This window comes from Streptomyces alboflavus (assembly GCF_000716675.1).
Classification (GTDB): Bacteria; Actinomycetota; Actinomycetes; order Streptomycetales; family Streptomycetaceae; genus Streptomyces; species Streptomyces alboflavus.
The window spans coordinates 1-10,776 of record NZ_JNXT01000116.1; the positions used below are offsets into that span (position 1 = coordinate 1).

At 71.9% G+C, this 10,776-nt stretch carries 11 protein-coding genes; 3 read left to right on the forward strand and 8 right to left on the reverse strand.

Annotated elements, in window-relative coordinates; translation table 11 throughout:
* Positions 1 to 62: 62 nt before the first annotated feature.
* The 5 genes from OO63_RS40645 to OO63_RS40660 all read right to left on the reverse strand — a co-directional run bounded on the left by OO63_RS40645 (position 63) and on the right by OO63_RS40660 (position 3,762).
* Positions 63 to 968 (reverse strand): ABC transporter ATP-binding protein, encoded by a 906-nt coding sequence (locus OO63_RS40645; RefSeq protein ID WP_030359333.1) that lies wholly within the window; start codon positions 966 to 968, stop codon positions 63 to 65.
* Positions 941 to 1,843, reverse strand: a complete 903-nt coding sequence (locus tag OO63_RS40650; RefSeq protein WP_030359334.1) for an ABC transporter permease — start codon at positions 1,841 to 1,843, stop codon at positions 941 to 943. Before OO63_RS40650 ends, OO63_RS40645 begins: the two co-directional genes overlap by 28 nt.
* Positions 1,844 to 2,015: 172 nt before the next feature.
* Entirely contained in the window at positions 2,016 to 2,099 is an 84-nt protein-coding gene (locus OO63_RS47880) for a putative leader peptide (RefSeq protein WP_380832513.1), read from the reverse strand.
* Between the two features lie 211 nt (positions 2,100 to 2,310).
* The gene (locus tag OO63_RS40655) at positions 2,311 to 2,733 is read right to left on the reverse strand and encodes a secondary thiamine-phosphate synthase enzyme YjbQ (protein WP_030359335.1); all 423 of its coding nucleotides are present in this window, start codon (positions 2,731 to 2,733) and stop codon (positions 2,311 to 2,313) included.
* A 105-nt stretch (positions 2,734 to 2,838) separates the two neighbouring features.
* The gene (locus tag OO63_RS40660) at positions 2,839 to 3,762 is read right to left on the reverse strand and encodes an NmrA family NAD(P)-binding protein (RefSeq protein WP_030359336.1); all 924 of its coding nucleotides are present in this window, start codon (positions 3,760 to 3,762) and stop codon (positions 2,839 to 2,841) included.
* A 101-nt stretch (positions 3,763 to 3,863) separates the two neighbouring features.
* Between OO63_RS40660 and OO63_RS40665 the strand changes: the two genes are divergently transcribed.
* Positions 3,864 to 4,418 (forward strand): TetR/AcrR family transcriptional regulator, encoded by a 555-nt coding sequence (locus OO63_RS40665; RefSeq protein ID WP_030359337.1) that lies wholly within the window; start codon positions 3,864 to 3,866, stop codon positions 4,416 to 4,418.
* A 67-nt stretch (positions 4,419 to 4,485) separates the two neighbouring features.
* On the opposite strand, the gene OO63_RS40670 is transcribed toward OO63_RS40665, so the two are convergent.
* Positions 4,486 to 6,300: an FAD/NAD(P)-binding protein gene (locus OO63_RS40670; RefSeq protein ID WP_030359338.1), complete on the reverse strand. Its 1,815-nt coding sequence runs from the start codon at positions 6,298 to 6,300 to the stop codon at positions 4,486 to 4,488.
* A gap of 259 nt (positions 6,301 to 6,559) precedes the next feature.
* Here OO63_RS40670 and OO63_RS40675 point away from each other — a divergent pair, with 259 nt between their 5' ends.
* Positions 6,560 to 7,168, forward strand: a complete 609-nt coding sequence (locus tag OO63_RS40675; RefSeq protein ID WP_234311220.1) for an LmbU family transcriptional regulator — start codon at positions 6,560 to 6,562, stop codon at positions 7,166 to 7,168.
* A 143-nt stretch (positions 7,169 to 7,311) separates the two neighbouring features.
* Positions 7,312 to 8,487, forward strand: coding sequence for a class I SAM-dependent methyltransferase (locus OO63_RS40680; RefSeq protein ID WP_234335417.1), 1,176 nt, complete (start codon positions 7,312 to 7,314; stop codon positions 8,485 to 8,487).
* 51 nt (positions 8,488 to 8,538) lie between these two features.
* Here the strand turns inward: OO63_RS40680 and OO63_RS40685 are convergent, their stop codons facing one another.
* Positions 8,539 to 9,879 carry a beta-ketoacyl-[acyl-carrier-protein] synthase family protein gene (locus tag OO63_RS40685; RefSeq protein WP_078619679.1) on the reverse strand — a complete coding sequence of 447 codons (1,341 nt, stop codon included), beginning with the start codon at positions 9,877 to 9,879 and terminating at the stop codon, positions 8,539 to 8,541.
* Positions 9,876 to 10,776 (reverse strand): nucleotide disphospho-sugar-binding domain-containing protein (locus tag OO63_RS40690; RefSeq protein ID WP_211271481.1); only part of this gene is annotated, 901 nt, incomplete at its 5' end. The genes OO63_RS40685 and OO63_RS40690, both read right to left, overlap by 4 nt.

Consider the following 10,776-nt stretch of genomic DNA (forward strand, 5'->3'; position numbering starts at 1 on the left):
GAAGGGGAGTGGGTGGGCGGGGACGGCGGGGACGGGTGGTGCCGGAGGGCGGGAGGTGGCGGCTAGGAGGCGGTCGCGGCGGCGGGGGTCGGGGTCGCGGCCGAGGGTGCGGTCGGGGCGTCGGCGGTGCTCGGGGTCTCGACACCGAGCCGTTCCAGGAGCCCCGTGCGCAGCGCGGCGAAGCGAGGGTCGGCGATGTCGCGCGGGCGCGGCAGGTCGATCCGCTGCTCGTGCGCGATCACGCCCTCGTCCATGACCAGGACCCGGTCGGCGAGCAGCACCGCCTCCTCCACGTCGTGCGTCACGAGCAGGACGGCGCAGCCGCGTCGCTGCCACAGCTCGCCGACCAGACGCTGCGCCTTGACCCGCGTCAGCGCGTCCAGCGCGCCGAACGGCTCGTCGAGGAGCAGCAGATCCGGTTCACGCACCAGCGCGCGGGCCAGCGAGGCGCGCTGGGCCTCGCCGCCGGACAGCGTCTTGGGCCAGGCGTGCGACCGGTGGCCGAGCCCCACCTCCTCCAACGCCCGCTCCGCCACCGCCCGTTCGGGCTTGCCGGGAAGGCCGAGGAGGACGTTGCGCCACACCCGCTTCCAGGGCATGAGGCGCGGCGCCTGGAACGCGACGGCCTTGCGGCGCGGCACGAGCACGGTGCCCTCGATGTCACGGTCGAGGCCCGCGAGGATGCGCAGGAGGGTGGACTTGCCGCAGCCGCTGCGGCCGAGCAGGGCCACGAACTCCCCCGCACGCACGTCGAGGTGGAGTCGGTCGATGACGGCGCGGTCGTCGAAGGCGCGGGTGAGCCCGTCCACGCGGACGACGGTGGCGGGAGTGGGTCCGGTGCCGTCGGTGTCCCGGGCGGCGATGTCGGCCGGGCGGGAGGTGGCGGCCCGGTACGAGGTGTCGGCCCGGTGGGAGGCGTCGGCCCGGTGGGAGGGGCCGGTCACCGGCCGGTGAACGTCGGTCGCCATTGCAGCAGCAGCCTTTCGAGAGTGCGGACCACGAAGTCGGCGAGCAGGCCGAGGAAGGCGTACACGATCAGGCAGACGACGATGACGTCGGTCCGCAGGAAGTCCCGCGCCTGGACCATCAGGAAGCCGATGCCGGAGTCGGCGTTGATCTGTTCGGCGAAGACGAGGGCGAGCCAGGCGATGCCGAGGGAGTAGCGCAGGCCCGTCATGGCGCCGGGCAGGGCCCCGGGGAGGATCACATGCCGTACGAGTCCCCACCGGGAGAGCCCCAACGACTCACCGGCCTCGATCAGTTGGGAGTCGACGCCCCGGATCCCGGCGTACACGTTGAGGTACAGCGGGAACGAGACGCCGAGCGTGATGATGGCGATCTTGGGGGTCTCGCCGATGCCGAACCAGATGATGAACAGCGGGATGAGCCCGACGAACGGCACGGTCCGCAGCATCTGCACGCTGGCGTCGACCAGGTCCTCGCCGACGCGGAAGAGGCCGGAGAGGAGCGCGAGGCCGGTGCCCACGAGGGCGCCGAGGAGCAGTCCGACGGCGACGCGCTGGATCGACACACTCATGGCGGAGGTCAGCGAGCCGTCCTCGATCAGGTCCCCGGCGACCTGGGCGATGGTGCCGGGGGAGGCGAGCACGTCCCCGCTCAACACGCCGGTGGCGCTGAGGAGTTGCCAGAGGGCCAGCAGGAGGACAGGGCCGGTGGTGCGGCGGAGCCAGCGGGGAACGCGGGTGCGGCGGGTGGAGGAGGGGGCGAGCGCGACGAGGTCGGGCGGGGTCGCCGGGGGCTTGGCCTCGACCGGCTCTTTCTCTGATTTTCCTGAAATATCGGGTGCCGGGACGGGCGAAGGCGGGGCGTGACTGATGCTCATGGCACTCCAGGGCAGGGGGAGTTCAGCGCGAAGGCGGAGGGAAAGGCCGTGCCCCCGCGTCCGTGCGCAGGCGTCCCTCAGGGCCGGGTGGGCTCAGTGGGGAGGCCCGGCCGACAGGGTCGCGAAGAGGACGGCGGGAAGGCCGGAGAGGAGAAGAAGAGAAGAAGAGGCGTCAGTGGCCGCGACGACACGCGGCGGAGGCCACTCGCAGCAGGTCGATGTGACCGCGCGAAGTGAGCAGAGCTGAACGCAACATGCGGCAGAACGTAGCGATCCGTTCCGGCAGCGGTCAACGGCGTCTCGCGGAGTGGACATCTCGTATCGCTCAATGGACCCCAACGCGGAGCGGGCGCTGAAGCAGAAGGGTGTGGCCAAGCGGTACGCGGAGGCCAAGACCGCGGGCCTGGAGAGGAAGGCGGCGGCGGCTCTGACGGCTGTGGCGGAAGACTCCGTCCCGGCTGCGGCAGTTACCCCAGGAACGAAAGCCGCACCTGGCGCTGGGGGTTGTCCCGGTTGGTGTCCACCAGGACCACCGATTGCCACGTCCCCAGCTCCAGGCGGCCACCCAGCACAGGAAGCGTCGCATGGGGCGGAACGATGGCCGGGAGGACGTGGTCCCGGCCATGGCCGGGGGAGCCGTGCCGATGCTGCCAACGGTCGTCCGCCGGGAGGATCTGGTGGAGGGCGGTCAGGAGGTCGTCGTCACTGCCCGCTCCGGTCTCGATCACGGCTAGGCCTGCCGTCGCGTGCGGCGTGAAGACATTCAGGAGTCCGTCCCGCCCGGCGGCCACTTCCCGGAGGAAGGACGCACACGCGTCGGTGAGATCGTGGACGGTCTCCGTGGTGCCGGTCGTCACGTCGATGGTCCGTGTGGTGAAGGTGTCAGCCATACGTCCATAGTCGTGCCACGGCCCCTCTCATGTGGAACAGAGTGGGGCCGTTCAGGGAGGAACTGTCGAATTCTGTGGACGGCCCGCGCGAGACTCGGGTCCGTCTCAGGCCGTGGACCGCATGTGCTCCTGTGCCCATTCCTCGAAGCTGGTGAGGGGGATGCCCAGGTCCCTCGCGTACTGCGGGCGGCCCGGCTGACCGGCCACGTTCAGCCACTCGTGGTGGGCGCCCATCGCCGGCATGCCGGCGGCCAGGGCCTCCTCCTCGGTCATGTCCGGCGCGGACAATGGTGTGCCCAGAGCGCGGGAGAGGGCCTCGGCGATCTCCGTCATCGACAGGTAGTCGCTCGCCAACTCCAGCTCGACCCTGTCGAATCGCTCCGGCTCGACGATGGCCGTGGCGGCCGCCCTGCCGATGTCGTCCACCGAGACCAGGGACAGCCGGGTCTCGGGGTTCAGAACGCTCACCAGGCCGCCCTCTGTGCCGCGCGGGAACAGAAACGCCATGGACGGGAGGAAGTTCTCCATGAAGAAGCCCGGCTTGAGAAGCGTCCAGTGGGGGAAGCCGGCCGCGCGGACCCGGTCCTGGATCGCGCTCTTGGCGCTCAGGGTGGGTTCCATCGAGGCCCAGCGGCCTTCGGCCCAGCCGGGGGTCTCGGTGTGCTGGCCGGCGCCGGTGACGGACGTATGCACGAAGTGAGGCACCCCGGCGGCTTTCGCGCCCTCGATGAGGTTGACGCCCTGGGTCACCTCCCCTTCGAAGTCGAAGCCCTCGGTGGTCATGGCGGGCATCTGCACGGAGAAGACGGCGCGGGCGCCCTCGGCAGCCCGGACCACGGAATCGCGGTCGTGAAGATCGCCGGTGATCAGTTCGGCGCCGATCGCCTCGACGGCCTTGGCCCGGTCGGTGGTCCGGTCGCGCACCAGGGCGCGGACGGGCACGTCTGCCGCGCGCAGGGCACGGACGGTGGCACCGCCCTGTCTGCCGGTGGCGCCGGTGACCAGGACGGGCGCGGAGTCTGTGGGCATGACGCTCCTCGGGTGCGCGGAGACTAAACGGCGGGGCCCGCCGTTTATGCGCCGCTACGATACGGCGGAGCCCGCCACTTATCAATCCTGGAGGTGATGTCTTGCCCGAGCGCCAGCGTGCGGACGCCCGCCGCAACTACACGCGCATCCTCGCCGTGGCCGAGGAGGAGGTCGCTGTCCACGGCGCCGACGCCTCCTTGGAACAGATCGCCCGCACCGCGGGGGTCGGCTCAGCAACCGTGCGCCGACACTTCCCCACGCGCCGCGCACTGTTGGAGGCGGTCTCCCGGAAGCGGATCGAGGCCTTGTGCGTCCGCGCCCATGAGCTGACCGGCAAGGGCGACAGCCGGAACGCGCTCCTGGAATGGCTCGATGACGTCGTCGCCTACTCCGTCTCCGCCCGGGGGCTGGCAGCCGCACTGGCCTACGACGGCCCGGTGCATGAGAACAGCTGCTCCGCGGCACTGGAAGAGGCGGCAGGCCCCCTGCTGCACCGGGCCGTGCAGGACGGCGCGGTGGCGACAGACGTCACTGTCGCTGACCTGATCACGCTGGTCGTCGGCATCGTCCTGGCCACGGAGCACTACCCCGACCCCGCCGCCCAGGCGGACCGGCTGTTCTGGCTGGCCGTGGCGGGACTGAGTCCGCAGAGCTGAACGAGGTGCACAACGTCGCCGGCGGACGCGTGCGCATCCGAGGGTGAGGAAGGCTTCGTGGGTGTCGTCAGGCGGCGGCGGGCCGGTCCGCCGCCCGCCGCAGGACGGCGCGGGCGATCTCGTCGTTGCGGCGGAAGAACCCCGCGTCGGTGCCCGCGTGCGGGAACTGCTCAGGACCCGCGACGTACCAGGAGCCGTGGGCGTGACCGGCCGCGTCGAGCGGATGGCCGTCGCGGACCCGCAGGGCGCCGGTCGGGCGGGGGCTGCCCGTGGCGTCCGGCGCCGTCTCCTCGCTGATGTGACCCGCCGCGAGGAGACGGCGCAGCAGCGGGTCGGCGGTGCGGGCGAGGTCGGGCTCGGGCAGACGGGCGTCCAGGAGGATGCGGGCCGTGTACGTGGCCCGGACGTGCGGGCTCGCGGCCCGGAAGAGGGCGGCGTCCTCGTCGGCGGTCACGGTCGTGCCGGGTCCGGTGAAGGTGACGACGCCCGCCTCGCTCAGCGCGATCAGCTGCTCCATCCGCAGGGGCGGCGGACCGCTGCTGAGGAAGGCGCCGACGGAGAACCGGCGCAGCGCCACGGCGGCGGCCGCGGGCGGGAGTTCCCCCGCGTTGTACAGGTCTCCGAGGACACCGCCGACCGCGCCGAGCGCCCGGATCACCGCCACGTGCGCGCTGTGCCGCGGCTCCCGCCGTCGGCGCACGCTGTCCCGCAGGTGCGCGCGGACGCGGCGCTGGAGCGCGAGCGGGTCGGGGGAGCGATGCCCGGCGAGCGGGGCTGTGAGCCGTTCGGGGGCGAAGTGGTCGTCGGGGTCCGGGACGGCGGCGCGGACGAGCTTGGCGGCACGGTCGTCGTCGCCCGCGAAGCGCTCGTACTGCGCGGCGAACGACGCCCAGTCCATGCGGGTGCGGCCCGGGTGAGCCGTGAACAGCTCGTGGTAGTACGCCCAGGACAGCTCCTGGAGCGCCGGTGCCCACAGGTCGCGGTCGAAGTCGAACCCCGGGCGGCGCAGCCGGGCGCGGCACAGCTCCGGGGTGAGGTGACGCGGCGGCGGACAGGGCGAGTTCAGGGTGTACGCGGGCTTGGGGTAGGGCGGGACCCCGCGACGGGAACCCGCGTACAGCACGGGCTCGCGGCCGGACGGGAGATAGCGGAGGCGGCCGTCGGGGCGCGAGCGCGTGAAGCGGCCGCCACGGCCCTCGGTGAGCAGCAGCAGGCAGTCGACGAAGACGAGCCCGAGGCCGCGCACGACGACCGGGGCGCCGGTGGGTATCCGGTCGAGCCCGTCCTCGTCGGCGCGCCCGGGGCCGATGCGGGTGAGGCCACGGGGGGTGTCGGTGACGACGTCCGTGTGGCCCTGGGCGAGGACGAGTTGGGCCGCGGGCACCGCCCCGCGGTCGCTGTCGAGGACGACGCACTGGCGGTCCGTACCGGCGTGGCGGACGTCGACGGCGGTCGCGCGGTGCAGGTGCAGACGCAGGTTCGGGGCCATGTGGGTGCGTACACCATGGAAGAACTCCTGCAAATAGCGCCCTTGCGCGGGACGTGACGCGTAATGGCCGTCGTGCAGCGGGCCGCGGCCGGTCTCCGCCAGCCACCTGCCCGTCGTCGGCCCGGGGTACGCGGGTCCGGCGCACCGCACCGAGCTGCCCGGGAACATCGTCACCTGCTCGGCGGCCGAGTTCATCCACAGGAGTTCGCTCTGCGAGGTCCGCCAGGTGCGTCCTGAACCGGGCGGAAAGGGGTCGACCAGATGGATCGCGAATTCCCGGTCGCCAAGGATTTCCGGAGCGTTGGCCGCGATCCGTTCCAGGATCGACGTTCCGCGCGGGCCCGCGCCGATGACGCACACGGCTGCTGAAGGATCACCGTGGTCCTGCTTCATGGTCCTCTTTCCGGCAGGGTGCACGAGACGGGTGGGGCGCAACAGAACGGGCGGGGCGACGGCACGGGCGGCCGCGGAGGTGTTCAGGGCCGCGGCCGAGAACGGCGCACTCCCCTTGTGCGGGGCCGGACCGCTCATTACTGTTTCTTTACTGACCGCTCGAATCGCTTCATGATGAGCCGTCACCGGGGGAGACAGTGCCATGCCGAATCTACGACATCCCACACCGAACATCAGCGGCCCGCAGGAGAAGTTAACCGTGGACGACCGTGCGCGCACGCGACGGTCCTCGCTCTCCTTGCCCGATTATCTGCCACTGGAACACTGGAAAACCATCGGAGAGCAGATATTTGCCATTGTCGATTCATCCGCGTGGTGGTTGGGAGACTGGCTGGTATTCGGCCAGCAGACGTACCCCCGCAGATATCGCGATGCGATCGAGCAAACATCCCTGGACTACCAGACGTTGCGCAACTACGCCTGGATCGCCCGCAAGTTCCCGCCGTCCCGCCGGCGGGACGGACTGAGCCTGCAGCACCACGCCGAGGTCGCGGCGCTGCCGGCACCGGCACAGGACCACTGGCTGAGCCTGGCGGAGGCGCACGGCTGGTCCCGCAACGAGCTGCGCCGCCATCTGCGGGCCGCGCGCACCGAGCCGCAGGATGCGGGGGCGACGGAGGATGTGCAGGTGACCGCGTCCGCCGAGCAGTGCGACCGCTGGGAGAAAGCCGCCCAGCACATGGAGAGCGACCTCAACGACTGGATGATCCGAAAGGTCGACGAGGCCGCGGCCACCGCGCTCGGCCCGGAAATCGCGGACGACGCGGCCCGTTCCCCTCGCCCCGACTCGTCCGTAGCCTCTGAGTAATTCCCCGATCCGGTGGCCGCGATATCCGCGGTCGCCGTATCGCGGCGTCCTGCCGCGGCCGGGGAGCAATCCGCTCACGGAGGAGAGGCAATATGCCGGAGTCTGCCGCGTGCCGCGTCTGCGGCGGTGAGGTCGTCGCCTTCATGGACTTCGGGGAACAGCCGATATCGGACTGCTTCCTGCCGCCGGAATCGACGAACCCCGAACACTTCTACCGGCTGGTCGTCGGAGCCTGTGAATCGTGCACGATGGTGCAGCTTCTCCACGAAGTGCCGCGCGAGCGCATGTTCCACGATCATTACCCTTACCATTCCTCCGGATCCGCCCGAATGCGGGAACACTTCCGGGGCGTAGCCGAGCGTTTCGTCGGCACCGAACTGACCGGCGACGACGCGTTCATCGTCGAACTCGGCTGCAACGACGGGGTCATGCTCGCGACGGTCGCCGAGGCCGGCATCCGGCATCTGGGCGTGGAGCCCTCCGGCTCGGTCGCCGACGTCACCGCCGCCCGCGGCATCCGGGTGCGCAAGGACTTCTTCGAGGAGGAGACCGCCCGCGCCATCCGCGCCGACGACGGCCAGGCCGCGGTCATCTACGCCGCCAACACCCTCTGCCACATCCCGTACATGGGATCGGTCCTGCGCGGAGTGCGCGAACTCCTCGCGCCCGACGGCGTGTTCGTCTTCGAGGACCCCTACTTCGCCGACATCGTGCGGCAGACGTCCTTCGACCAGATGTACGACGAGCACTTCTACTACTTCACCGCCCGGTCGGTGGCGGAGATGGCGCGCCGCCACGGCCTCGACCTCGTGGACGTGGAGCGCCTGACCGTGCACGGCGGGGAGGTGCGCTACACGCTGGCCCGCGCGGGCGCGCGCGAGCGCACGGCGGCCGTCGGCGAGCTGCTCGCCGAGGAGGAGGCGGCGGAGCTGACCGCGCGCCACGCCCTGGAGGGCTTCCGCGACCGGGTCCTGAAGGCGCGCGACGACCTCGTCTCGCTCCTGCGCGAGCTGCGCTCCCAGGGCAAGGACGTCGTCGGCTACGGAGCCACCGCCAAGAGCGCCACGGTCCTCAACTACTGCGGCATCGGCCCGGAGCTGATCGCGTACGTCACCGACACCACGCCCGCCAAACAGGGCAGGCTGACGCCGGGATCCCACATCCCCGTGGTGCCCCATCAGCGCTTCGCCGACGACCGCCCGCCGTACGCGGTGCTGTTCGCGTGGAACCACGCGGAGGAGATCATGGCGAAGGAGCAGGAGTTCCGGGACGCGGGCGGACAGTGGATCCGGTACGTGCCCGGGGTGCGGGTGGGCTGAGGGGCGGGCCGTGGCGGGGCTGACGGGGCCCCGTCGCCCCCGTCGGCTCCGTCAGCCCCGCCAGCGCCGCAGGACGAGCACGGCGTTGTGGCCGCCGAAGCCGAAGGAGTGGCTGACGCCGACGCTCACGTCGTGCTCCTGGGCCTGGTGCGCGACGAAGTTCATCGCCGGGTCCTCGGGGGAGTCGCAGTTGAGGGTGGGCGGCACGACGCCCGTACGGATGGCCTCCGTGACGACGGCGGCCTCCACGGCGCCGCCCGCAGCGAGCATGTGGCCCGTCATGCTCTTGGTCGAGCTGACGGGGACGCGGTGCGCGTGGTCGCCGTACACCCGGCGGATCGCGGTCAGCTCCGTGGTGTCGTTGAGCCGGGTGCCGGTGCCGTGGGCGTTGACGTAGCCGACGTCGGCGGGTGTGGCGCGGGCGGACTCCAGGGCGGTGCGCATCGCGCGTTCGGCCTGGGCGCCGTCGGGGGAGGGCGCCGTCAGGTGGTGGGCGTCCGTGGTGGACGCGTAGCCCGCCAGCTCGGCGTGGACCTCGGCGCCGCGCCGCCGGGCGTGCGCGGCGCTCTCCAGGACCAGGACGCCAGCGCCCGCGCCCATCACGAAGCCGTCCCTGTCCTTGTCGAAGGGGCGGCTCGCGGTCGTCGGGTCGCCCGTCCTGCGGGAGAGCACCCGGGCCCGCGCCGCGGCAGCGAGCTCGAGCCGGTCGAAGGCGTCCATCCCGCCGGCCACCACGACGTCGGCGCGGCCCTCGCGGATCCAGCGGGCCGCCTCGCCGACGCACACCGTGCCGGTGGCGCAGGCGGCGACCATCTCGGCGGACGGGCCGCGGGCACCGAGCTCCAGGCACACCTCGGCGGCCGAGCTGATGCCCATCGTGGGGAACACCTGCGGGCTGACCGCGGCGTAGCCCTCGTCGCGCATGGCCATGGCGTTGCGCGAGGCGACACGCGTGGAGCCGATGATGGACCCGACGGCCACCCCGACCCGCGGCGCGAGCCCCTCGTCGATCTCGATCCCGGCCTCCTGGAGCGCCATGCGGGCCGCCGCGACGACCACCTGGATGGTCCAGTCGGTACGCCGGACGACGTGCCGCGGCAGATGGCGCTCGGGCTCGAAGCCCGGGACTTCGCCGCCGATGCGGACCGGCAGGTCGCCCACCTCGAACCCGGTGATGTCGCGGATGCCGCTCTTCCCGGCGACGAGCGCGGCCCAGGTGTCGGGCCAGTTCGGGGCGAGCGGGGAGACGACGCCGCGGCCGGTGACGACGACGCGGTCGGGCGCGGGGTGCGTTTCCTGGCCGGAGCCGGAGCCGGAGCCGGAGCCGGAGCCGGAGCCGGAGCCGGAGCCGGAGCCGGGGATGCGGTGCTCGTGTCCTGGTGCGCTGGTCATGCCGTCGTCTGCCTTCCTGTGTTCTTCGCCTGGGGGTGGGGTGCGGCTGCCACGGGTGGGCGTCGGTGCCGGTCCGCGAGGCGGAGCAGTTCGGGGACGGCCTCGGCGGCGCTCGGCATGGCGTGCAGGTCGGCGCGGAGCCGCTGGGCGCCTTCGGTGAACGAGGGGTCGGTGAGGAGCCGCTGGACTTCGTGGGCGACGCGTTCGCCGGTCGCCTCCGCCACTTGGAGGTCGATTCCGGCGCCGTAGGAGCTGACGCCGCGGGCGAGCCAGATCGCGTCGAGCTGTTCGGCGAGGGCGAGTTGGGGGACGGCGTGCAGCGAGGTCGTACCGATCGTGCCGAACCCGCCGTGATGCACCATCACCGCACACGTAGGAGCAAGCGCCGCCAACGGCACGAACTCCTCCACCCGCACCCGGTCCCCCACCACCGCACCCAACTGCTCCCGGATCCCCGCCGCACCCGGCAGAGCCGCCACCACCTCCACATCCAGCGCGGCGAGCGCCTTGAGGATCTCCACCACCGACACCGCGTACCCGGCAAGCCGCTCCACCGCACTCAACCCCAGCGTGAACCCCACCCGAGTCCGCACCGGCACCTCCCACAACCACCGCGGCACCACCGACACCCCGTTGTAGGTCCCGTAGCGGACGGGGACGTAGTCGATGGCCGTGTCGAATCGGAAGGGGGTCGGAAGCAGGTCGGCGGTGAACTGACCTGTCGTCAACTCCTCGTCGTACGCGACTCCGTAGCGTCCGCCGAGATCGCTCAGCCAGGCGCCGAGCGGATCCCCCGCACCGCCCACCGGCTCCCCCGCCTCGCCCGCGAGGCGGACGAACTGCTCCCGCACCCGCCCGAAGAAATCCACCCCCCACGTCAACCGCCCATGCGCCGCA

Coding starts and splice junctions, on each gene's coding strand:
- OO63_RS40680 (WP_234335417.1), top strand. CDS start 7,312: ATGGACTTCGGGGAACAGCCGATATCGGACTGCTTCCTGCCGCCGGAA.
- OO63_RS40670 (WP_030359338.1), bottom strand. CDS start 6,300: ATGAAGCAGGACCACGGTGATCCTTCAGCAGCCGTGTGCGTCATCGGC.
- OO63_RS40650 (WP_030359334.1), bottom strand. CDS start 1,843: ATGAGCATCAGTCACGCCCCGCCTTCGCCCGTCCCGGCACCCGATATT.
- OO63_RS40685 (WP_078619679.1), bottom strand. CDS start 9,879: ATGACCAGCGCACCAGGACACGAGCACCGCATCCCCGGCTCCGGCTCC.
- OO63_RS40655 (WP_030359335.1), bottom strand. CDS start 2,733: ATGGCTGACACCTTCACCACACGGACCATCGACGTGACGACCGGCACC.
- OO63_RS47880 (WP_380832513.1), bottom strand. CDS start 2,099: ATGTTGCGTTCAGCTCTGCTCACTTCGCGCGGTCACATCGACCTGCTG.
- OO63_RS40660 (WP_030359336.1), bottom strand. CDS start 3,762: ATGCCCACAGACTCCGCGCCCGTCCTGGTCACCGGCGCCACCGGCAGA.
- OO63_RS40645 (WP_030359333.1), bottom strand. CDS start 968: ATGGCGACCGACGTTCACCGGCCGGTGACCGGCCCCTCCCACCGGGCC.